The 20,145-nt window shown below is 70.6% G+C and carries 21 protein-coding genes; 10 read left to right on the top strand and 11 right to left on the bottom strand.

Going from position 1 to position 20,145, the window contains the following annotated elements; translation table 11 throughout:
• Positions 1–116 precede the first annotated feature (116 nt).
• From ABD333_RS28245 to ABD333_RS28235, 3 genes are all read left to right on the top strand, one after another.
• Positions 117–2,726: a M14 family metallopeptidase gene (locus ABD333_RS28245; RefSeq protein ID WP_344545541.1), complete on the top strand. Its 2,610-nt coding sequence runs from the start codon at positions 117–119 to the stop codon at positions 2,724–2,726.
• Between the two features lie 160 nt (positions 2,727–2,886).
• Positions 2,887–3,789 (top strand): metal-dependent hydrolase, encoded by a 903-nt coding sequence (locus ABD333_RS28240; RefSeq protein ID WP_344545540.1) that lies wholly within the window; start codon positions 2,887–2,889, stop codon positions 3,787–3,789.
• Between the two features lie 112 nt (positions 3,790–3,901).
• Positions 3,902–4,483, top strand: a complete 582-nt coding sequence (locus ABD333_RS28235) for a dihydrofolate reductase family protein (protein WP_344545539.1) — start codon at positions 3,902–3,904, stop codon at positions 4,481–4,483.
• On the opposite strand, the gene ABD333_RS28230 is transcribed toward ABD333_RS28235, so the two are convergent.
• Positions 4,480–5,064, bottom strand: coding sequence for a BRCT domain-containing protein (locus tag ABD333_RS28230; RefSeq protein WP_344545538.1), 585 nt, complete (start codon positions 5,062–5,064; stop codon positions 4,480–4,482). The two genes, ABD333_RS28235 and ABD333_RS28230, sit on opposite strands and share 4 nt — an antisense overlap.
• A gap of 109 nt (positions 5,065–5,173) precedes the next feature.
• On the opposite strand from ABD333_RS28230, the gene ABD333_RS28225 reads away from it, so the two are divergent.
• The gene (locus ABD333_RS28225) at positions 5,174–6,667 is read left to right on the top strand and encodes a zinc-binding metallopeptidase family protein (RefSeq protein ID WP_344545537.1); all 1,494 of its coding nucleotides are present in this window, start codon (positions 5,174–5,176) and stop codon (positions 6,665–6,667) included.
• Here ABD333_RS28225 and ABD333_RS28220 read toward each other — a convergent pair.
• The 5 genes from ABD333_RS28220 to ABD333_RS28200 all read right to left on the bottom strand — a co-directional run bounded on the left by ABD333_RS28220 (position 6,661) and on the right by ABD333_RS28200 (position 10,470).
• Positions 6,661–7,416, bottom strand: a complete 756-nt coding sequence (locus ABD333_RS28220) for a sugar isomerase domain-containing protein (RefSeq protein WP_344545536.1) — start codon at positions 7,414–7,416, stop codon at positions 6,661–6,663. The genes ABD333_RS28225 and ABD333_RS28220 overlap by 7 nt on opposite strands.
• Positions 7,409–7,846, bottom strand: coding sequence for a PTS sugar transporter subunit IIA (locus ABD333_RS28215; RefSeq protein ID WP_344545535.1), 438 nt, complete (start codon positions 7,844–7,846; stop codon positions 7,409–7,411). Before ABD333_RS28215 ends, ABD333_RS28220 begins: the two co-directional genes overlap by 8 nt.
• The gene (locus tag ABD333_RS28210) at positions 7,843–8,145 is read right to left on the bottom strand and encodes a PTS sugar transporter subunit IIB (protein WP_344545534.1); all 303 of its coding nucleotides are present in this window, start codon (positions 8,143–8,145) and stop codon (positions 7,843–7,845) included. Before ABD333_RS28210 ends, ABD333_RS28215 begins: the two co-directional genes overlap by 4 nt.
• A gap of 44 nt (positions 8,146–8,189) precedes the next feature.
• A complete protein-coding gene (gene ulaA, locus ABD333_RS28205) occupies positions 8,190–9,629 on the bottom strand; it encodes a PTS ascorbate transporter subunit IIC (protein ID WP_344545533.1) in 1,440 nt (479 codons plus the stop codon).
• Between the two features lie 103 nt (positions 9,630–9,732).
• Entirely contained in the window at positions 9,733–10,470 is a 738-nt protein-coding gene (locus tag ABD333_RS28200; protein ID WP_344545532.1) for a GntR family transcriptional regulator, read from the bottom strand.
• 188 nt (positions 10,471–10,658) lie between these two features.
• On the opposite strand from ABD333_RS28200, the gene ABD333_RS28195 reads away from it, so the two are divergent.
• Complete coding sequence (locus ABD333_RS28195) at positions 10,659–11,480, top strand: esterase/lipase family protein (RefSeq protein ID WP_344545531.1); 822 nt, start codon at positions 10,659–10,661, stop codon at positions 11,478–11,480.
• Here ABD333_RS28195 and ABD333_RS28190 read toward each other — a convergent pair.
• The 3 genes from ABD333_RS28190 to ABD333_RS28180 are packed head-to-tail and all read right to left on the bottom strand — an operon-like array spanning position 11,470 to position 14,491.
• Positions 11,470–12,300 carry an ABC transporter permease gene (locus ABD333_RS28190; RefSeq protein WP_344545530.1) on the bottom strand — a complete coding sequence of 277 codons (831 nt, stop codon included), beginning with the start codon at positions 12,298–12,300 and terminating at the stop codon, positions 11,470–11,472. The genes ABD333_RS28195 and ABD333_RS28190 overlap by 11 nt on opposite strands.
• Entirely contained in the window at positions 12,297–13,385 is a 1,089-nt protein-coding gene (locus tag ABD333_RS28185; protein ID WP_344545529.1) for an ABC transporter ATP-binding protein, read from the bottom strand. Before ABD333_RS28185 ends, ABD333_RS28190 begins: the two co-directional genes overlap by 4 nt.
• Positions 13,382–14,491 carry a hypothetical protein gene (locus tag ABD333_RS28180; protein ID WP_344545528.1) on the bottom strand — a complete coding sequence of 370 codons (1,110 nt, stop codon included), beginning with the start codon at positions 14,489–14,491 and terminating at the stop codon, positions 13,382–13,384. The genes ABD333_RS28185 and ABD333_RS28180 overlap by 4 nt, the downstream gene beginning before the upstream one ends.
• A gap of 171 nt (positions 14,492–14,662) precedes the next feature.
• Here ABD333_RS28180 and ABD333_RS28175 point away from each other — a divergent pair, with 171 nt between their 5' ends.
• From ABD333_RS28175 to ABD333_RS28165, 3 genes are all read left to right on the top strand, one after another.
• A complete protein-coding gene (locus ABD333_RS28175) occupies positions 14,663–16,144 on the top strand; it encodes a purple acid phosphatase family protein (protein WP_344545527.1) in 1,482 nt (493 codons plus the stop codon).
• A 22-nt stretch (positions 16,145–16,166) separates the two neighbouring features.
• Positions 16,167–16,796, top strand: coding sequence for an alpha-ketoglutarate-dependent dioxygenase AlkB (locus tag ABD333_RS28170; RefSeq protein ID WP_344545526.1), 630 nt, complete (start codon positions 16,167–16,169; stop codon positions 16,794–16,796).
• A gap of 88 nt (positions 16,797–16,884) precedes the next feature.
• Positions 16,885–17,631, top strand: a complete 747-nt coding sequence (locus ABD333_RS28165) for a L,D-transpeptidase family protein (protein ID WP_344545525.1) — start codon at positions 16,885–16,887, stop codon at positions 17,629–17,631.
• Positions 17,632–17,688: 57 nt separating this feature from the next.
• Here ABD333_RS28165 and ABD333_RS28160 read toward each other — a convergent pair whose 3' ends face one another.
• A complete protein-coding gene (locus ABD333_RS28160) occupies positions 17,689–18,126 on the bottom strand; it encodes a VOC family protein (protein ID WP_344545524.1) in 438 nt (145 codons plus the stop codon).
• Between the two features lie 144 nt (positions 18,127–18,270).
• On the opposite strand from ABD333_RS28160, the gene ABD333_RS28155 reads away from it, so the two are divergent.
• Together ABD333_RS28155 and ABD333_RS28150 are read left to right on the top strand one after the other, a co-directional pair.
• On the top strand, positions 18,271–18,840 hold the full coding sequence (locus tag ABD333_RS28155) for a dihydrofolate reductase family protein (protein ID WP_344545523.1): 570 nt from the start codon (positions 18,271–18,273) through the stop codon (positions 18,838–18,840).
• Between the two features lies 1 nt (position 18,841).
• The gene (locus tag ABD333_RS28150) at positions 18,842–19,693 is read left to right on the top strand and encodes an arylamine N-acetyltransferase family protein (protein ID WP_344545522.1); all 852 of its coding nucleotides are present in this window, start codon (positions 18,842–18,844) and stop codon (positions 19,691–19,693) included.
• Here the strand turns inward: ABD333_RS28150 and ABD333_RS28145 are convergent.
• The gene (locus ABD333_RS28145; protein ID WP_344545521.1) at positions 19,669–20,079 is read right to left on the bottom strand and encodes an ATP-binding protein; all 411 of its coding nucleotides are present in this window, start codon (positions 20,077–20,079) and stop codon (positions 19,669–19,671) included. The genes ABD333_RS28150 and ABD333_RS28145 overlap by 25 nt on opposite strands.
• Between the last annotated feature and the right edge of the window lie 66 nt (positions 20,080–20,145).

Genomic DNA, 20,145 nt, shown 5'->3' with positions numbered 1-20,145 from the left:
GGCTTTTAGCAGGTGGGTTGGTGACGATCAAGGATTGACGTTTCGGGCTGCAAGATTCACAGTGGGCTCAGCCGACCGGTCGGCTTTCCCGTCCCTCCACCCCAACAGGAGACCGGATGCTGCCGCGGCGGACCGCCCGCGTGCTGGCCGCCGTGTCGACCATCGGAGTGCTCGTCGGCGTGCCCCCGCACGCCGACGCGTCCCGGGCCGTCGGTACGGCTGTGCGCACGGGCAAGACGATTCCCGATCCCAAGGACCACTTCGGCTTCGCGATGGGCACGACCGGCAGGCTCGCCGGGTTCGACAAGATCAAGCAGTACTTCCGGCTGGTCGGTGACCGGTCGGACCGGGTCGACTACCGGGTCGTCGACCGGACCACGATGGGCAACGAGTACCCGGTGATGTTCGTCAGCTCGCCCAAGAACCTGCGCAACCTCGGCCAGATCGTGCGGGACAACGAGCGGCTCGCCGAGCCGCGGGGGCTGTCGGAGCAGGAGGCGCGCAGGCTGGCGCACCGCAGCAAGCCGATCTACCTGATCGAGGGCACGCTGCACTCGACCGAGGTGGGCAACACGCAGGCGCTCGTCGACATCGTGCACAGGTTCGCGACCGAGGATTCGGACTACACGCGGGCGGTGCTCGACAACGCCGTGCTGCTGGTGATCCCGTCGGCGAATCCTGACGGCCAGCATCTGGTGGTCGACCACTTCAACAAGACGGCGGGCACGGCGTACAACCGTGTTTATCCGGACCTCTACCACCGCTATGTCGGGCATGACGACAACCGTGACTGGTTCATGTTCACGCAGCGGGAGACGCGGACGCGGGTCAGGCTGGAGCAGACGTACCGGCCGGTCGTCGGGCACTACATGCACCAGGCCGGTACGGGTGGCCCGCGGTTGTGGACCCCTCCGTACGACGAGCCGTTGGGCGGCGGGGTCGATCCGATCACGTTGCAGTCGGCGACGCTCCAGGGCGCGCACGCCGCGCGGGCGCTGACGGCGGAGGGCAAGAAGGGTGTCGGGACCGACGACGCGTACGGGATCTTCTGGAACGCCGACGTCATGGGGTTCTCGACGTTCCTCGGCACGTCGTTGTTCCTGACCGAGATCGCGTCGGCGAAGGATCTCGCCTATCCGTTCACGAGTTCGGACGGCAAGCCGCTCGGCCCGCAGAACATGACGATGCGCATGGTGCAGCCGTACGACCGGTCGACCTGGACGCTGGAGCAGATCGTGGCGTACGCGAAGACCGCCGCGTACGCGGGCATCGAGAACGTCGCGAAGAACGGCGAGTCGTGGCTGTTCAACAACCTGTACCAGGTCGCCCGCAACGGTGTGGCGCTGCCGGACGTGGTGCCGGGCACGCCGTACGCGTATGTGGTGCCGGCGGGTCAGCGCGACCCGTTCGCGGTGCTGGAGATGATGCGGCTGTTCGAGTTCGGGCGGGTCGAGATCGAGCAGGCGTCGGCGCCGTTCACCGCGGGCGGCAAGCGGTACGCGGCGGGGTCGTACGTGCTGCGGACGCGGCAGCCGCTGGGCCGGTGGATCGACCAGCTGCTCAAGATCGACAAGTATCCGGAGAAGGCGGCCCGCAAGTGCGCCGACTGCCCGCTGATCATGCCGTACAGCGAGACGACCGACAACGTCGGGCTGCTGTTCGGCGTGGACGTCGACGCCGTGGACACCGCGTTCTCGGCGGGCCTGCGGCGGGTGCGGCAGGTCGTGCCGGAGGCGGTGCGGATGCCGAACGTGCCGCGCGGGGCCTATCTGATGCCGCCCGAGTCGTACGGCGTGGCGCATGTGTTGTCGCGGCTGCAGAAGGCGAACGTGCCGGTCTTCCGGACGGCCGGGAAGTTCGAGGCCGGCGGGCGCACGTTCGCGCCCGGCACCGTGGTGGTCCCGCCGTCCACGGCGGCCCGCCAGACGCTGGAGGCGATCTCGGCGGCGACGGGGTTGCGGGTGTACGGGACCGACACGCTGCCCAAGGTGGACGGCTTCAAGTTGAAGGCCGGAACGCGGGTCGGGCTGATCCGGGGCGCCAACAACATGCCCGGCGGCTGGATGATGTGGATGCTCGACCAGTACGGCATCGACTACAAGGTCGTCGGCGCCGACGACTACGCGGACCTGCGGGGCCGGTACGACACGATCGTCCTGGCCGACGGCGTCTCCAAGGCCACGATCGTCGACGGCCTCGATCCCGCCAAGAACCCGCCGGAGTTCGCGTGGGCGCGCGGCGTGGGCGAGAAGGGCTGGTCGGCGCTGGCCCGCTTCGTCTCCGGCGGCGGCAACCTGGTCGCGGTCGGGAGCGCCTCGCAGACCGCGCGTGAGCTGCTGGAGCTGCCGATCGAGAACGCCGTTCCCCGGTCGGTCAACGCCCCGGGCGCCCTGCTGCGCGCCTCGTACGCACCGGGGGTCCCCGCGGCCTGGGGCATGCCGGAGAGCTGGCCGGTCTGGTTCAACCGGGACGCCGCGTTCCGGATCGAGGGCAAGGCCGACGTCGCGTCCACCTATCCGGGCGACGGCGACCTGCTGGCCAGCGGGTACGCGGCCGGTACGGAGGCGCTGGGCGGGCTCGCCAACGTCGCGACGTTCAAGGTCGGCGAGGGCCACGCCACCATCGCCGGAAGCGAGATCACGTTCCGCAGCTGGCCCCGGGTGACCTGGCCGATCGTCGTCAATTCCATCTATCACGGGCCGTCCGCCCCGGCGACGCGCCCCTGAGACCGGAGGCCTGAGCGCGGCCGGCTGGGAAGCCGGCCGCGCTCAGGCCTGATAACTGGACTTTTCGTCTAATTGTGATGAGGGACACATACATGCAGGCTTGATTGCATGTATGTGGCTTCGTAGCGTCGGGGTGTCTACGGACTAACTGGAGGGCCACATGAAGAAGGCCGCCTCCCGCCCACGGCCTGCGATTCCGCCCCGCAACGTACGTACGCGCCGGATCGCGTTCGAGTATCCGCCCGAGAAACTGCCCCGCCACTACGTGAACGGCGACCTGGTGATGAGCCACGTCGTCACGGTCCTGTCCTCGCTCTTCCCCGAAGGCGAGGACTACTTCGTCCGGACGGTGCGCAACTACCGCGACCAGATCGACGATCCCGAACTCAAGCGCCAGGTCGCCGGCTTCATCGGCCAGGAGGTGACGCACGGGCGCGAACACCGCCAGTTCAACGAGCGGCTCGCCTCGTACGGCTATCCGACCCGGCTCATCGACCGGCTGACCAGGTACGGCCTCGCCCTCAACGAGAAGGTCCTGCCCAAGAGCGTCCAGCTCGCCGTCACCGCGGCGCTGGAGCACTACACCGCGACGCTGGCGGAGGTCCTGCTCAAGGACCCCGAGGCGCAGGCGATGTTCGACGTGGACGAGGTCCGCTCGATGTTCCAGTGGCACGCGCTGGAGGAGAACGAGCACAAGTCCGTGGCGTTCGACGTGTACGAGACCGTGAGCGGCGACCACCGTATCCGCACGTGGGTCATGCACTCCACGACCCTCGGGCTGCTCAGCGCGATCATCGCCGGCACCATCCTGTCGCTGCTGCTCGACCGCTCTACCTACAATCCGCTCCGCCTCTTCCCGAGCCTGCGCAAGCTGCCGCGCTCACCATGGCTGCGCCGCGAGGTCATCCAGCACGTGCGCGACTACAACCGGCGCGGTTTCCACCCCGACGACCACGACACCTCCGAACTGATCGCCGAGTGGAAGACCCGGCTCTTCGGGACGGACGGGGCCTTGGCCGACCGCATGAAGGGAGCCGGTCCCGACAGCGCGGCGGCCGTCTGACGTGCGCCTTCCTCGATCCTGAAATAATCCGTTCGCCGGCAATGAGTTCGCGGTGCGCCCTGTCTCTCTTCCTGGTGACAGTGACAGAACCTCCGAACGGGAGTCGAGGAAGATGCGCAAGCTGATCGTCTGCAACCTGATGTCGCTCGACGGCCGCTACTCGGGTCCGGACGGCGACGTCATGGTGATGCCGTTCGACCACGGATTCAGCGAGTACAACGCCGAGCGCCTCCGCGCCGCCGACACGATGCTGCTGGGCCGCACGTCCTTCGAGGGATTCCGGGACTACTGGCCCCCGGTCGCGGACGACTCCGAAGCCCCGCCGCTGGAACGCGAGATCTCGCGCCTGAACGGGGCCATCGACAAGGTCGTCGTGTCCGACACCCTGACCGCCGACCAGACGGGGCCTTGGCACAACACCCGGATCGTGCCCCGCGCCGACGCCCACAAGCGGATCACCGAGCTCAAGAACGGGCCGGGCCGCGACATCCTGGTCTTCGGCAGCCACATCCTGTGGAACGACCTCCTGGCCCACGGCCTCGTCGACGAGCTCCATTTCATGATCGGTCCGGGAGTCGTCGGTGACGGCGTCCCCGCGTTCGAGAGCCGCCCGGACGTCTCACTCCGGCTCGTCGACACCCGCACCTGGGACGGCTCCAGCCTTCTCCTCACCTGCTACGCCGTTTCGTCCTAGAGGAGGTGGTCGGCTACGAGGGCGGCGAACTCCTCGGGAGTCTTGATCTCGACGCCGAGCTTCTCCGCCTTGGCCCTCTTGGAGCCCGCCTTGTCGCCCGCGACCAGGAAGGACGTGCGGGCGGAGACCGAGGAGGACGCCTTGCCGCCGGCGCGTTCGACGAGCTCGTTCATCTCGTTGCGGGAGAGATCGGCCAGCGGACCGGACATGGCACCGGTGACGACGACGGACAGGCCGGCAAGCGGCAGGTCGGCCGATGGCTCCTCAGCGGAGGTGGCGGGGCCGGGGGCCGTCGCGCCGGGCTCGGTCATCGTGAGGCCCGCCGCGACGAGCTTGTCGATGAGGGGCGCGCCGATCACCGCTCCGCCCGCGACCTTGCCGGTGGGCGAGTCGGGCAGCACGTGCTCCGGATGCGCCTGCTCGTAGGCGGCGATGCCGCGCACCAGCCGGTCGAACGCGTCGTCGTCCAGCGGCGAGTCGCCCTCGCCGTAGTAGGCGGCCGCCGCGCTGACCGCGGTCTGCACGGCCGCGGCGTACGCGGCCTGGTCGTCGATCTCGGTGAGGCCCGGAGCGTTCGTCATGACCACATAATGCCTGGTACCTACGACAATTTGCCCAGGTCGTGGGCGTGGTGAAGGGGCCGGCGGGCCGCAGGCGAACGGTACCGTCGGCGTCAGCGGAGGGGGGCGGATGATGGCGGCTTACGATCGTCGACGGTTTCTGGCCCGCGTGATGGGCACCACGGCCGGGGCCGCCCTCGCCGGAGGGCTCGGCGCCTCGGACGCGAGCGCCGCAGCGGCGGGCGGGCGGGCACCGGAGTTGGTCGATGCTCGCACGCTCTTCGGCTGGGTCGAGGAGATGTCCGAGCTCGGCCCGAGGTTCGCCGGGAGCCGTGCCCACCGCCGCTACCTCAGCCTGGTCGTACGGCGGCTGCAGTCGTACGGGTTGAACGTGCGGCGCCATCCCGTTCCCCTCGACCAGTGGGAAGCCCGAACGTGGTCTCTGAAGGCGACCGGTGCCGACGGCCGTACCCACACGATCCCGGTGGCCTACTACCGCCCGTACTCCGGTGAGACGCCCGCGCGCGGCGTACGAGGTGATCTCGTCGACGTCAGGGCCGGTCAGGCGGCCGACTACCAGGGAAAGGACGTCCGCGGCCGGATCGTCGTGGCGGACTACCCGATGACGCGGACGGGCGGGAGCGCGATCGCGCCGCTCGTCGAGCACGTCCATCGTCCAGAGCAGGCGGCGCAGTTCGCCACCGAGGACTACACGCGTGTCTGGAGGGCGGTACCGGAGCAGCTCAGCCTCGACCTCGCCAAGCGGAACGGCGCGATCGCGATGGTCGACGTCATGGACCTGGCGCCCGAACACGCCCGCGGGCAGTTCTCCCCGCACCAGCAGCCGCAGACCGGCCTGCCCGCGCTTCACCTCGACCGCGTCCAGGGACGCCGCCTCCGCGAGCTGATGAAGGCCGGACCGGTCACCGCCACCCTCACGCTCACCGCCGCGAAGAAGAACAGCACGATCGATTACCTGACCGCCGAGCTCAGGGGAAGCGGCACGCTGCCCGGGGCCGTGCTGGTCGGGACGCACACCGACGGGCAGAACGCGATCGAGGAGAACGGGGTGCCCGCCATCGTCGCGCTCGCGAAGTACTTCGCCCGCGTGCCGCTTTCCGAACGCCCGCGCGACCTCGTCTTCGTCTTCTCGCCCAACCACATGAACTCGCATCGGGACACGCCCGATCTCGCCGCGTGGCTCACCCGCAACGCCGGGATCAGAGAGCGGATCGTGGCGGCCCTCGTGCCGGAGCACCTCGGCGCGCTCGGCTGGTCGGAGGATCCGGCGACCGGCGCGTTCCGCCCGACCGGGCGTTCCGAGCCCGCCGTCGTCGGCACCGGCAACAGCGCCGCGCTGACCGCCCTCGCCATCGACCAGGTCAGGCGGGACGATCTGGAGCGGACGGTCGTGCTCAAGCCGTTCGACAACGGTCTCTACGGCGAGGCCACCTACCCCTACCGGCTCGGCATCCCGACCGCCACGCTGATCAGCGGTCCGGCCTATCTCGTCCAGGTCGCCCCCGACGGTCACCTGGACAAGATCGACCCGGACCTCATGCACCGCCAGACGGTCTTCCTCTCGCACCTGCTGAGCCGGATGCTCGCGCTACCCGACTACTGACGGAAGGACGAGAGCACCTCGGCCGCGCCCGTGAGCTCGGGGACGCGGTGCCGGTAGCGCTCCAGCAGGCCGCGGTTGACCGCGTCGCCGCCGGGGACGTTGGCGCTGACCCAGCGCGGCGGTTCGACGCCGCGCTCTCCGGCGAGGTCGTCGAGGTCGGCCAGCAGCCGCGACCAGGCGTACGAGGCCAGGATCGTGGACACCGCGGCGGTACGCGGCGCCTCGGCGGGATGGACGACGTCGCCCGGCGGCACACCCGTGTCGATCACGACCGTCGCGTGGTCGGCCAGCATGGTCTCCGTGCGCGCCGCCGCCCGTACCGACGCCCGGGGCGAGGTCACCGCGATCACCGGCACGCCCAGCGCCGCGCACTCCTGGGCGATCTCGACCGGGTAGGGGTTGCGCCCGCTCGTCGAGAAGACCACGGCGACGTCCGGCGGTGCGGGCGCGGCGGCCCGCACGACCGTGCGCCCGAGCCCCTCCTGCCGTTCGGCGCGGGTGCTGCGCAGGGCGTCCCGCAGCGGAAGCACCGCCGGGTCCCACATCGGCCGCACCGGGGCCAGCCCGCCCGCCCGGTAGAACGTCTCGAAGACGAGCGCGAGTGAATGCCCCGCACCGGCCACGTGCACGATCCCGTCGGCCTCGACGGCGTCGAGCAGCAGGCCCGCCGCCGTGGAGATCGCCTTCGCGGAGCGCGCGTCGAGCTCGTCGAGCAGCGCGCGGACCCGCTCGGGGAAGACCTCAGGCATCAGGAAGGGCCTCCTTCAGCTCGGTGGCCAGCGCGTCCTGGTCGGCGGCCGCGCGCAGCCGATCGGCCAGCCCGGCCGAGAGCGCCCGGGCGAGCCGCGACAGCGAGGCCACGTGCGCGTCCGGGTCGGTGGTGCAGAACGCGAGCAGCAGGTCGACCGGATCGTTGTCCGGGTGGCCGAACTCCACCGGCGTGGCCAGCCGTGTCACGGCGACGCCCACCCCCTGCCCGCCGTCCTCGGGACGGGCGTGGACCAGCGCCAGCCCCTTGGTGAGCACGATGTACGGGCCGTTGCGCTCGACGACCTCGACGCACGCGTCCGGGTAGCCCGGTCCCGCGACGCCCAGCTCGACCAGCGCGACGGCCGCCTCGCGGACCGCGGCCCGCCAGTCGGCGGCCACCACGGCGTCGCGCGCCCCGATCTCGGTCATGCCAGCCATCCCTTCTCGCTCAGCGCCGCCCGCAGCTTGTCCTCCAGGCCCTCCTTGTCGAGGAAGTCGCTGATCGTGATGACGATGGGGGCCAGGTCGGTGATCTCGCTGGTGTGCATGCCCTGGCCGATGATGACGTCGGCGGTCATGCCGCGCGCGGTCGAGACGTCGGTGTTCTCCACACGGGCGTCGACGCCGAGGGCGTTCAGCGCGTCCTCCGCCGTCATCTTCAGCATGAGGCTGGACCCCATGCCGACGCCACAGACGGCGAGTACGTCGAGTCTGCGGTCCAATGCCATGGTCTTCTCCTTCTGCTCTGCTCTGCTTGCCCTGTGGTCAGGTTTTACGCGGTCTGCTCGGCGGGGGCGTCGTCCTTGTCCGCGTCCTTGAGCTCCTTGAGCTCCTTGGCCTTCTCACGGCGGCCGAGGATGAGCAGGGTGGCGGTCGTGACGGCCAGGGCGGCGATGGGGACGGCCCAGACGGCGGCGCCGCCGACGACGGGGTCGAGGGCCTTGAGCAGCCACGCGATGGCGTACCAGTCGGGGTCGGCCAGGGTGGCCAGCTCCGGCGCGGTCTTGTCGAACAGGCTCCAGGTCACCGCCTGCCCCACGGCCAGCATCAGTCCGCTGATCACGCCGCCGATCACCGCGCCGCGCCAGCCGGCCACCGCGTTGCCGAACACCGCGGCGGCGCCCCCGACGAAGAACAGCATGATCATGGGCGGTGCGAGGGTGAACCAGCCCGCCGCCGCGAAGACGCCGAGGCAGCCGAGGAACACCACGGTCGCCGACACGAAGCCCAGCATCACAGCGGTCGGGGCCACCGGGAAGACGGTCGGCACGTCGAGGGCGGGCCGGGTGCCCGGGATGACCTTGTCGCTGAAGCCCTTGAACGCGGGCACGATCTCGGCCAGGAACATCCGCACGCCGAAGAGCAGGATCGCGATGCCGCCCGCGAAGCGCAGCCCGACCAGCAGCCCCCACACCCACGGCGAGAGCTTCGGGTCCATCTCCGCGGCCAGCTTGGTGACCACGTCCTTGTCGGCGAACCCGACCGACACCAGCATGATGATCGAGATGATCAGCGCGGTGGAGACGTTGATGTCCTTGAAGAACGACAGCTGGCGCGGCAGCTTCAGCTTCTCGGTGTCGTGCTTGTCCCGGTCACCGAACGGCCGTGCCACGAACCCCGTGACCACCGCCGCGAGCGAACTGGTGTGCGCGAAGCCGAACCGGTCGTCCGGCAGGATCCTGCGCATCAGCGGCCGCATCCACAGGGGCTGCAGCGTCCAGTACGCGGCGACGAAGCCCGCGCCGCACAGCACCAGTGTCAGCTGGTCGGCGTCCGGCGCGATCGTCACCAGCGAGGCGACGGTGACCATGCTGATCCAGAACATCAGGTGCCCGGTCAGGTACAGATACCGCGCCGCCGGGAAGAGCCGCACGATCAGCACGTGGACCAGGAACGCCACCGTGATGACCAGCGCGACCGTGCCGCCCTGCGAGGTCATGAAATCGGTCAGGGTCCGGTCGGCCTTCGGCGGATCGGTGCCCATCGCGTTCGCCAGCACGGTCTGGAAGCTGCTCAGCCCACCGGTGAAGATCTCGATGCCGATGAAGAGGATCACCACGCCGATCGTGGCGCGCAGCGCCCCGGCCAGCGTGTCCTCGAACCGCTTGCGCTGCAGCAGCAGCCCGGTCAGGGTGATCAACCCGATCAGGATCGGCACCTGGCCGAACACGTTGTCGGCCAGGAACGTCAGGATGTCCTTGATGATGTCCACGATGCCGTCACCTCAGTTCTTCGGGACGTAGGGAGGGTTGCCGGCGACCTTCACGGACCTCGTGGTGGTTCGGGCGCGGTCACCGATGACGAAGCGGCGGGGATCAGTGCGGCGGCGGCCGGAGGTCGAGCTCCAGCCGATATCGGTCGCCGCGGTACAGGGAACGGACGTACTCCACGGGCCTGCCCTCCTCGGTATGGGCGACCCGTTCGAAGAGGAACGCGGGCACGTGCACGGGCACGCCCAGCACCTCGGCCTCCTCGGTGGTGGTGACGGTCGGCTCGATCGTCTCCCGGCCCGCGGCGACGACGACGCCGTTCTCCCGCAGCAGGTCGTAGAAGGACCGGCCTTCCAGGTCGTCACGGCACAGCTCCGGGAGCAGGTCCTTCGGCATGTAGAGGGTCTCGATCGCCATCGGCGCCCCGTCCGCCAGCCGGAGACGGCGAATGGTAAATACCTCTTCGACCGGTGAGAGGGACAGCCGGCGCCCGATCTTCGCCCCGGCGGGCCCGGCACGGAACGACAGCACCCGGCCGTCCGGCTTCATCCCGCGCCGGATCATGTCCTCGGTGAAGGAGGTCATGGTCAGCGGCACGGCGATGCGCGGCTCGGCCACGTAGGTGCCGCTGCCGTGGCGCCGTTCGAGCAGCCCGTCGGCCACGAGCAGGTCGATCGCCGCACGCAGCGTCGGCCGCGAGACGCCCAGCGTCCCGGCCAGCCGCCGCTCGGGCGGCAGCGCCTCCCCGGGCTCCAGGCCCTCCATCATGGCGAGGAGCTCGCGGCGCACTGCCCGCCGTTTCGTCTCCACCGCCCCCGGATCGCCGACGGTTCGCATGCCCATCACCTCCTCTGCCACCTGTACCGACGGCTGCGAGCGTATGCGGCCGTCCCGAACTGGTCAATACCAATCTAGGCAAAGGATCAAAACCCCCCAAATCGAACATCCCGGACGCGCCCCTGACCAGATCGGCGATCATCGGGTAGACCGGTAGATGTGAGACGTCCGACGAGCACGGTGAAGAACGCCTGATGCGGTCCTGGAGCGGGCTCGGCCCCCAGCGGCTCGGCCCCCGGCGGCTCAGCCCCCGGCGGCGCCTGCTCGTGGGCGTGGTCGCGCTCGCGGTGCTCGTCGTCGCGGTCGTCGTGGCCGTCCGCGCCCTCGTGCCCGGTGACGAGGTCCGGGCGGTGCCACAGGACCGGCCCGGCCCCGTGGTGCTGATTCCCGGCTACGGCGGCGGCTCGTCCGGCATGCGCGTGCTCGCCGAACGGCTGCGGAGTGAGGGCCGCCAGACCGAGCTCGTGCGGCTCCCCGAGGACGGTCGCGGCGATCTGCGCGAGCAGGCCCGGACAGTCGATCGATACGTCACCGACGCCCTGCGCGGGGGCGCTCCCTCCGTTGATCTGGTGGGGCACTCCGCCGGTGGGGTCGTGGCGCGGCTCTGGGCACGCGAGCACGAGGGCGCGGGCAAGGCCCGCCGCATCATCACGCTGGGCTCTCCCCACCATGGAGCCGAGCTGGCCACGGCCGGATCGGCCCTCGGAGTGGCGTGCCCCGCCGCCTGCCGGCAGCTCGTGCCGGGAAGCTCGCTGTTGCGGAGCCTCGGCGACGAGGCTCCCGGACGGCCCGCGCTCATGTCCCTGTGGACCGCGCAGGACGAGACCGTGACGCCACCGGACTCGTCGCGCCTCAACGGCGACGCCGTCAACGTGGAGCTCCAGCGCGTCTGTCCCGGCGCGCGCACCGGGCACGGGCAGCTGCCGTCGGATCCCATGGTCGTCGGGATCGTGCTGCGTGCTCTCGGCACCGGCCCGTTCGAGTCCCCGAAGGCCTGCGGCGCGCTCAGCTCGTGACGTCGCGGGTGGCGAAGTTGGCCCAGGCGGCCGCCAGCAGAACGCCCACATAGACGGCCTGCAGCGCCAGGCCGCGTTCGATGTCCCGCCACAGGATCGGGTCGCGGAAGAAGTCGACCCAGCTCAGCCAGTAGCGGGTCACCAGGTAGGGCTGGACGGACGCGGCCGCGTCCAGGGTGACGAGGACCTGGCTCGTCACCAGGGCCGCGAGCGCGCCCAGGGCGGCGGCCAGGGGCGAGTCGGTGAACGTGGACAGGAAGAGCGCCAGCGCGCCCACGCCGAGCATGGAGATGCCGATGTAGAGCACGGCATAGGTGATGCGGAGGGCCACCTGCGCGTCCGACAGGCCCGTCCCCGACACCGAGGTGATCAGCTCTGATCCGGCGAGCGCGGACGCCGGCTCGGTGCCGAAGGTCGCCACCCCGATGACGTACGAGGTGACGGCGACGGCCACCACCGCGAGCATCACGTACGCCGTGAGCGCGATGAGCTTGGCCACCAGGAGCCGGGTGCGCCCCACCGGCCGCAGCAGCAGATAGCGCAACATGCCCGAGCCGGACTCGCCCGCGATGGAGTCGCCGCCGACCACCGCGACCGAGACCGGCAGGAACAGCGGCAGCACCATGGCGAGCGCGGCGGCCGGATACAGCGAGCCGTTGGTCAGGACGGCCGACAGGAACGTCGGGCCCTCCCCCGGCGGAGGCGCGACCTCGGTGACCCCGAGGAAGATCGCGACGATGCCCGGCAGGCCGCACAGCAGGGCCAGCGACACCCACGTACGCGGGCGCCGCACCAGCTTGGCCAGTTCGGTGACGATCATTCGAGGAACTCCCGCGACGTACCCTGCCAGGCATCCTGCTCCGAGCCCGGGCTCAGACCCCGCCCCTGCCCCTGGCCTCGGCTCTGGGCCTGGCTCCGCCCCTGGGCCTGGCCGACCTCGACCTTGCGCACCCCGTCCACGTGCACGCCGGGTTCGTCCAACTCGGCGGCGGCGTTCGCGTCCAGCCGGTCGGAACCGGGGCCGGTGGCCTCCAGCACGACGTCCTCAAGTGATCGGCGCTGCAGGTGGATCTCGTCGATCCGCAGGCCCGCACGCACGAGGCGCGCGTTCAGCTCCGCGGCGTCGGCCGCCCGGACCAGCAGCCGCGCGCCGTCCCGGTGCTCCACACCGCCGTCGAGCAACGCCACGGCCCGGTCGGCGTCCGGCGTGTGGACGACGACCCGGCCGGTCGGCGACCGCACCTGGCCCATCTCCTGCTCCAGCACCAGCCGGCCGCGGTCCATCACGCCGACGCGGGTGCACAGCTGCTCGACCTCGGCGAGAAGATGGCTGCACAGGAAGATCGTCGTGCCGTCCGCGTTCAGCTCCTCCAGCAGGTCGCGCACCTCGCGGATGCCCTGCGGGTCGAGGCCGTTGGTCGGCTCGTCCAGCACCAGCAGCCGGGGCCGGTGCAGGAGCGCGGCGGCGAGCCCGAGGCGCTGCCGCATCCCGAGCGAGTACGTCTTGACCGGCCTGTCGTCGACGCCGGAGAGCCCGACCCGCGTCAGCGCCTCCTCCACTCGCAGCCGCCGGGCCTTGCGCGAACCGCCGCCCCCGGGTCCGGCGGCGTCGAGGAAGGTGAGGTTGGCCCGGCCGGAGAGATGCCCGTACGCGCCGGGCCCCTCGACGAGCGCGCCGACCTCGCGGAGCACCTCGTTGGTCCGGCGTGGGATGGGTTTCCCCATCACCTCGATCTCGCCGGACGTCGCGTACACCAGCCCGAGGATCATCCGCACGAGCGTCGTCTTGCCCGAGCCGTTCGGCCCGAGCAGCCCGTACCGGTCACCCTCGCGCACGTTCAGATCGACCTCGCGCACGGCGGTGACCCGCCCGAACCGCTTGGTCAGCGCCCGTGTGACGATCATGAGATCAGCTCGTCGGCGGCGGTGCGCAGCAGCTCCGGCCGTACCGGCCCGGCCAGCAGGAACGCCCGGCCGAGCTCCTCGTCCCTGACCAGGACGGCGGTGAGCACCGAGGTCTGCACCGCGAGCGCCTCGCCGTGCGACACCGCGAGCACGCCCGCGCCGGCCGTGCGCGCCGCCTCGAAGACCCGGCGCCCGTAGCGGCCCGGCAGCGGCGCCACGACGAACGACGAGAAGCCGCCCGAGTAGCCGCGCACGCTGGCGATGGACGGCGTGGACTCCAGGGCGGGACGTCCCGCCAGCCGGCGCGGCAGGCGCTCGGCCGTCCGCGAGGCCAGCCGTGACAGCAGGTCGAAGGTGTCGACCTCCGACCTGCGGACGCCGGGCGCGAACCGTGGCGCGACGGCCGACGCGGCGGGCCGCGCGAAGCGCACGTCGAGCAGCCGGGTGGTCAGCACGGCCCGGCTCCCTCCGCGCGGAACGATCCGTACCTCAAGCGGAACCCCCGTTTCAGGATCGGCCCAGATGTCCACCGCGCCGATCGTCGTCGCGGTGTCGGCGGGCGTGACGCGCAGCCCGGCGGCCGTACGGCCCGCGACGCGGCGCGTGTCGAGGCCGGTCAGACGGTCGGCCGGCGTGCCCAGCTTCAGCAGCCTGCGGGCGAGATCGGGCGGCATGAGATCGGCGGCGTTCGGCAGCCGGACGGCCGGGGCGCCCTCGATCCTGGTCAGCTGTTCGCCCTCGTAGTCCCAGATGGCCAGGCCGTCCTTCGACCGCATGAAGTCGCGTTCGCCGGTGGCGGTCATGAGGGCGACCCGCCAGCTCTCCGGCGCGCCGTACCAGACCCGCATGCGCGAGGTGCCGCCGAGCAGCCCGGTCGCCTCGTCCAGGCCCGGCAGGTCGGGCACGCCCAGCGAGCCGTTGCTCTCCACGAGGCCCTGGTAGGGACGGTCGGCCGAACCGAGGATCAGCCCGCGCAGCCGCTGCGGCTCGACGCCGGTCCCGGCGACCGGCCAGGCGGCGATCGCGAACGGGGCCGAGCACAACACCGCGACGAGCGCCGCGACCAGAAGCCACCGGCGCCGCGCTTCACCGCGGACCACGCTCACGTCTGCCACCGTACGTCGATGTTCCCGAATTGAACCGTTCCGGGGCTTACTTCCCGGATAGCACTTCCGATGCACTGATCCCGTCTTGCACCTAACGAGGTGAGGCCTAAAGCGGGCCTAAAGAGCCTTTGGGTCTGGCCGGGTGCCGGGACCGCTGGGACGCTGACGCACATGATCTGTTGCAGGCCGAGCCGGCGGGACCTGATGCGCTGGAGCGCCGTCGTGGCAGGCGCGTCGCTCGTTCCCGTGGCCGATCCCGAGCGGGCGTACGCGGCGGCGGCGCGGTCCGGGGTCGTACGGCCCGTCGACCTGGAACTCGTCACGCTCACCGAGACCAGCGCGATCCTGACCTGGTACACCGGCGTCCCGGGCACCGACGACGGGCTGGGCCGGATGAAGCCCGCCCCAGCGGACGGCGAGGTGGAGTATGGGACGCACCCGGCACGCCTCACACAACGGGCCACCGCCATCCGACCCGCGGACACCCCGTACCACTATGTAGAGCTGACCGGACTGGAACCGGGACGCACCTACTACTACCGAGCCCGTTCCCAGGGAAAGACGGCAAGCGCTACGCCGCTGGCCTTCGGGCAAGCCGCCGGGACGCCCCACGCAGACGGCGTCCACAGCTTCACGACGCCGCAACCGCCACCCGGCTCGTTCCTCTTCTCGGTAGCGCTCTGCAACGACCTGCACCTCGGCGAGACGGTGGCGGGCCTCGTGGGCCAGTTGCCCTGGATCAAGGGAATCGAGCAGGTGCCCGGCCATCCGCCGTACCCGGAGGTCATGACCAGGGCCCTGGTGGAGGACGCGCGGGCGCGCGGAGCCGGTTATCTGCTGGCCGCCGGCGACGTCACCAGCGAGGCGGAGCCGGTCGACGTCGGGCGCGCCAAGGCTCTGCTGGACGGGTTCGGGACGCACGGACGGGACTATCTCGTCGCGCGCGGCAACCACGACCGTGCCCATGAGGGTCCCGCCTACGCCTCGTGCAGCCCCGGGCAGTGGCAAGGACGCGACTGTTTCCGCGACGGCTTCTTCACGGGCGACGGTCCTGCCTATTTCTCGCACGACCTGCACGGCCTGCGCGTCATCGGGCTCGACACCTACGACAAGGCGGGCGACGGCGGGGACGCGGGCGGGCTGGGCAAGGAGCAGTACGCCTGGTTCGAGAACACGCTGAAGGAGAACCGCGACCAGCCGACCCTCGTCTTCGGGCACCATCCGATCTTCGTCGAGAACTCACCACTGGCGATCACCGGTGGCCAGTCGATCGAGGCCGGCCAAGCGATCTCGATCCTGCGCGCCTACGACCGCACGCCCGGCGTCTTCCTGCACCACGCCGGGCACACGCACCGCAACCAGCGCTCGGTGTTCCCGCTCGCGCCCCGGGTCGTGCAACAAGAGGTCGGCGCCGTCAAGGAGTACCCCGGCGGCTTCACCCTGCTGCGCGTTCACACCGGCGGGTGCGCGCTGAACTTCTACAAAACACGCGGCGACCTCGCGCGGGCGTGGAGCGAGCGCAGCAGGCAGGAACTGTCCGGCTTGTGGCCTCAGCTCTCGCTCGGCAACCGGGTCACCGACCGCAACAGCGTCGTGCACCGCGACCTCTCCGGAGTCGGCCGCCCCAGGAGCGCCGTTCGAACGTATGTTTGACACGCTGGATACATTGGGCGGTATGAACGGACCGATCCAAGGCCTCCTGCTCGACTGCACCGAGGAGACGGGCGTCGGCGCGCTCGGCGGCTCCGTGCGGCGCACACGCCTTGAGCACGGTGCGTGGATCGACGTCCGGCCGGGCTGGGTCTCCGGCTCGGACGCGCTGTTCGAACGGCTGCTGAACGAGGTCCCCTGGCGTGCCGAGCAGCGGCGCATGTACGACCGGGTGGTCGACGTCCCGCGGCTGCTGAGCTTCTACGACGAGGACGCGCCGCTCCCCGATCCGGTGCTCGACGAGGCGAGGGCCGCCCTCAGCGCGCACTACGCGGGCGAGCTCGGCGAGCCGTTCCGCACGGCGGGCCTGTGCCTCTACCGCGACGAGCACGACAGCGTCGCCTGGCACGGCGACCGGACCGGACGCGGCCGGGCCGAGGACACCATGGTCGCGATCATCTCGTTCGGCGCGCCGCGTTCGCTGCTGCTGCGCCCGCGCGGCGGCGGCGGGACACGGCGCTACGGCATGGGTCCGGGCGACCTGCTGGTGATGGGCGGCAGTTGCCAGCGCACCTGGGAGCACGCGATCCCCAAGAGCGCGAAGGCCACCGGCCCGCGGATCAGCGTGCAGTTCCGCCCGCGCGGCGTCCGCTGAAACGGCGCAGCGCGCCCCCGAGAGCGACTTGGGTGATCTAAGGTGCCCTTGGGTCAATTGACAATCCAAGGACAGGGGGCCGGTAGGCATGCGCTTGAAGATCGCCGGACTTGCGTTGGTCGCCGGGGCCGTGACGGCACCGCTCATCTCCTCGCCGGCCGAGGCCGCCGCGCTTTCGGCGAACGCTCCGGGCACGGTGGCGGCGGCACCCGCGGCGAGCGCCGCGGCACCGCCCACGCTCCACTACGGCTCCAAGGGCAAGTACGTCACCTACCTGCAGAAGCGCCTGCGCGCTCTCCGTTACGACCCGGGCTCGGTCGACGGAAGGTACGGCAAGGACACGCTCTACGCCGTCTGGGCGTTCCAGAAGGTGAACGGGCTCAAGCCCGGCGGCAAGGGCACCGTCGGCAAGGGGACGTGGCGGGCGCTGGCCAGGCCCAAGTCGCCCGTGCGGATCGTGAAGAAGCCGGCCGCCAACCGCGTGGAGATCTCCAAGAAGCGCCAGCTGGTCGTGGTGTACAAGAACAACAGGGTCTATCTGATCAGCCACACCTCGACCGGCAACAACAAGCGTTACTGCTACAAGGGCGAGTGCGACGTCGCGCGCACGCCGAGCGGCAACTTCAAGGTCACCCGCAAGATCAACGGCTGGCGGCACGCCAAGCTCGGCGACCTCTACAAGCCGATCTACTTCTACCGGGGCTGGGCGCTGCACGGCTCGCCGAGCGTGCCGCTCTACCCGGCCTCGCACGGCTGCGCGCGCCTGCCGATGAAGCACACCGCCGATCTGATGTTCAAGATCATCCCGGTCGGCTTCCGCGTCTACGTGCGCTGACCCCGGGTCACGGCGAAGGTCCCGTGGCCGCTCTGACCGGCGGCCACGGGCTTTCCCCTATGCCTGCCCCTCCTGCCCCTCCTGCTCCATGGCGGCCATGTCCATGTACATGACCTCCCAGTGGTGGCCGTCGGGGTCCTGGAAGCTGCGGCCGTACATCGCCCCCATGTCCATGGTGTCGCTGGCGGCCGAGCCTCCTGACGCCAGCGCGGTGTCGACGAGTCGGTCGACCTCCGCCCGGCTCTCCGCGGCCAGACCGATCATGGTCTCGGTGGTCGTCGAAGCGTCGGCGGTCGTCTTGCCCTGGGGCAGGAAACCGGCGAAGAACTTCTCGGTGAGCAGCATCGCGTAGTTGTGCCCCTCGGCGAGCACCAGACAGGCCGCGTTCTCGTCGGTGAACGTAGGGTCGAACGAGTAGCCGAGCTTGGTCCAGAACTCCTTGCTCCGCTCCAGGTCCCGAACGGCGAGGTTCACGAAAATCATGCTGCCGGCCATGGTCATCTCCTTCGTGGCTGCACTGAGCCCAACGTGGATCGTGGTGTCATCGAGGTAGACCGTGCCCACTTCGAAAACTCATCGGCGATCAAGCGATCGTTTCGTACTCTCCCCGTATACCCCAGAGAATGAGGAAATTTCGTCATGCGGAAGCTCGTCTACTTCATCGGAACCACCATCGACGGCTACATCGCCGCCCCGGACGGAGACCTGACGTTCTTCCCGATCACCGAGGACCTCATCGCGTATCTCAGTGCGGACTACCCGGAGACGCTCCCCGTCCAGGTGCGCGAGCAGCTCGGCATCGACAAGGCCGCGAACCGGCGCTTCGACACCGTCATCCAGGGCCGTGCCACCTACGCTCCGGCGGCCGAGGCCGGGGTGACGAGCCCGTACCCGCACCTGCGCCAGTACGTGGTCTCCGAGACGCTCACCACGAGCCCCGACCCGGCCGTCGACATCATCTCGGGTGACGTGACCGGCAAGGTCAGGGCGCTGAAGGCCGAGGAGGGCAAGGACATCTTCCTGCTCGGCGGCGGGCGGCTCGCCGGATCGCTGCTGCCGGAGATCGACGAGCTCGTGGTCAAGGTGTATCCGGTCGTCGCCGGCAGCGGGATCCCGATGTTCGGCACCGGGTTCTCGCCGATCCCGTTCCGGCTCACCGGCACGCGCACGCTCGACGGCGGCGTGACCGTCCTCTCGTACGATCGCTGACATGCCGGACAACGGGTACGGATGGAAGGGCGCCGAGCTCGACCTCGACGCCTATCTCGCGCGGATCGGGTTCGACGGTGACCGGGCGCCCACGCCGGCGACGCTGCGGGCGCTGCACCGCGGGCACACCACGTCGATCCCGTTCGAGAATCTGGAGATCATCCTCGGCCGTCCGATCCTGCTGGACCTGGAGACGCTCCAGGACAAGCTCGTCCGGCGCCGCCGCGGCGGCTACTGCTACGAGCACACCACCCTGTTCGCCGCCGTGCTCGAACGGCTCGGGTTCGGGCTGACGGCCCTGTCGGCGCGCGTGACCCTCGGCGCGGACGGGATCAGGCCCGCGACCCACGCGGTCCTGCGGGTGACGGCGCCCGGCGACGACCGGGTGTGGTTGTGCGACGTCGGCTTCGGCGGCGGCCCGCTGGAGCCGATCGAGTTCGCGGACGGCACGGAGGTCGTGCAGGACGGCTGGCGGTTCCGGCTGGAACGCCGGACCGGCGCGCTGGACACCGGTCTGTGGGTGCTCCACCAGTACGGCGCGGAGGGGTGGGTCGACCGCCACACCTTCACGCTCAATCCTCAGTACGCGCTGGACTACGTGGTGGGCAGCCACTACGTCTCCACGAGCCCGCGTTCGCCGTTCACCGCCCGGCCGTTCGCCCAGCGGTTCAGCGCGGAGGTCCACCACGTTCTGGACGGGACCACCTGGACGACCACGCGCCCGGACGGCTCGGCGGAGACCCGCGAAGTCGAACGGTCCGAGCTGCCGAAGCTGCTCGCCGAGGTCTTCGACGTGCCGCTCGACCCCGCCGACGCCGAACGGCTCGGTCAGGCGTCCCCGCCGACCCGGTAGCGGGCCCAGACGACCTTGCCGCCCCGCGGCTCCGGCCGGGTTCCCCACTCCTCGACGAGCAGGTCCACGATCTCCAGTCCCCGGCCGCCGACCTCCTCGGGCCTGGACATCCGCCGGGACGGCAGGTCGGCGGCCGGATCCGCCAGCTCGATGCCGACCACGCCCTCCGCCGCCCAGAACCGCAGATCGATCTGCGCGCCCGGCGCCGCGTTCACCGCGTTGGTCGCCAGCTCACTGACGATCAGCACGAGATCCGGGCTGTGCGCCGCCATCCCCCACCTCGACAGGTGGAACTCAGTGAGGTCGCGCAGCAGCCCGACCGCCGCCGGCACCGCCCGTACCCGTTGCTCGAAGCGTTGTCCGTCGAGCCCCCGCCGTCCGGTCATGATCGCCATCTCTCCGCCCTCGCGGTCGAGATCGAGAGGCCACGTCGCTCTCGGCGCCTCCCCAAC

The organism is Actinomadura fulvescens, assembly GCF_039533225.1.
Taxonomy (GTDB): Bacteria; Actinomycetota; Actinomycetes; order Streptosporangiales; family Streptosporangiaceae; genus Spirillospora; species Spirillospora fulvescens.
The sequence above is the reverse complement of the archived record's forward strand: the minus strand, read 5'-3'. Positions and strand labels throughout refer to the sequence as shown.

What these genes read in the sequence shown, in the direction of transcription:
- ABD333_RS28240 (WP_344545540.1), top strand. Translation starts at nt 2,887, where the DNA reads ATGAAGAAGGCCGCCTCCCGCCCACGGCCTGCGATTCCGCCCCGCAAC.
- ABD333_RS28190 (WP_344545530.1), bottom strand. Translation starts at nt 12,300, where the DNA reads ATGATCGTCACCGAACTGGCCAAGCTGGTGCGGCGCCCGCGTACGTGG.
- ABD333_RS28235 (WP_344545539.1), top strand. Translation starts at nt 3,902, where the DNA reads ATGCGCAAGCTGATCGTCTGCAACCTGATGTCGCTCGACGGCCGCTAC.
- ABD333_RS28230 (WP_344545538.1), bottom strand. Translation starts at nt 5,064, where the DNA reads ATGACGAACGCTCCGGGCCTCACCGAGATCGACGACCAGGCCGCGTAC.
- ABD333_RS28215 (WP_344545535.1), bottom strand. Translation starts at nt 7,846, where the DNA reads ATGACCGAGATCGGGGCGCGCGACGCCGTGGTGGCCGCCGACTGGCGG.
- ABD333_RS28170 (WP_344545526.1), top strand. Translation starts at nt 16,167, where the DNA reads ATGAACGGACCGATCCAAGGCCTCCTGCTCGACTGCACCGAGGAGACG.
- ABD333_RS28175 (WP_344545527.1), top strand. Translation starts at nt 14,663, where the DNA reads ATGATCTGTTGCAGGCCGAGCCGGCGGGACCTGATGCGCTGGAGCGCC.
- ABD333_RS28245 (WP_344545541.1), top strand. Translation starts at nt 117, where the DNA reads ATGCTGCCGCGGCGGACCGCCCGCGTGCTGGCCGCCGTGTCGACCATC.
- ABD333_RS28150 (WP_344545522.1), top strand. Translation starts at nt 18,842, where the DNA reads ATGCCGGACAACGGGTACGGATGGAAGGGCGCCGAGCTCGACCTCGAC.
- ABD333_RS28165 (WP_344545525.1), top strand. Translation starts at nt 16,885, where the DNA reads ATGCGCTTGAAGATCGCCGGACTTGCGTTGGTCGCCGGGGCCGTGACG.
- ABD333_RS28155 (WP_344545523.1), top strand. Translation starts at nt 18,271, where the DNA reads ATGCGGAAGCTCGTCTACTTCATCGGAACCACCATCGACGGCTACATC.
- ABD333_RS28160 (WP_344545524.1), bottom strand. Translation starts at nt 18,126, where the DNA reads ATGGCCGGCAGCATGATTTTCGTGAACCTCGCCGTTCGGGACCTGGAG.
- ABD333_RS28220 (WP_344545536.1), bottom strand. Translation starts at nt 7,416, where the DNA reads ATGCCTGAGGTCTTCCCCGAGCGGGTCCGCGCGCTGCTCGACGAGCTC.
- ABD333_RS28185 (WP_344545529.1), bottom strand. Translation starts at nt 13,385, where the DNA reads ATGATCGTCACACGGGCGCTGACCAAGCGGTTCGGGCGGGTCACCGCC.
- ABD333_RS28195 (WP_344545531.1), top strand. Translation starts at nt 10,659, where the DNA reads ATGCGGTCCTGGAGCGGGCTCGGCCCCCAGCGGCTCGGCCCCCGGCGG.
- ABD333_RS28145 (WP_344545521.1), bottom strand. Translation starts at nt 20,079, where the DNA reads ATGACCGGACGGCGGGGGCTCGACGGACAACGCTTCGAGCAACGGGTA.
- ABD333_RS28200 (WP_344545532.1), bottom strand. Translation starts at nt 10,470, where the DNA reads ATGGGCATGCGAACCGTCGGCGATCCGGGGGCGGTGGAGACGAAACGG.
- ABD333_RS28225 (WP_344545537.1), top strand. Translation starts at nt 5,174, where the DNA reads ATGATGGCGGCTTACGATCGTCGACGGTTTCTGGCCCGCGTGATGGGC.
- ABD333_RS28210 (WP_344545534.1), bottom strand. Translation starts at nt 8,145, where the DNA reads ATGGCATTGGACCGCAGACTCGACGTACTCGCCGTCTGTGGCGTCGGC.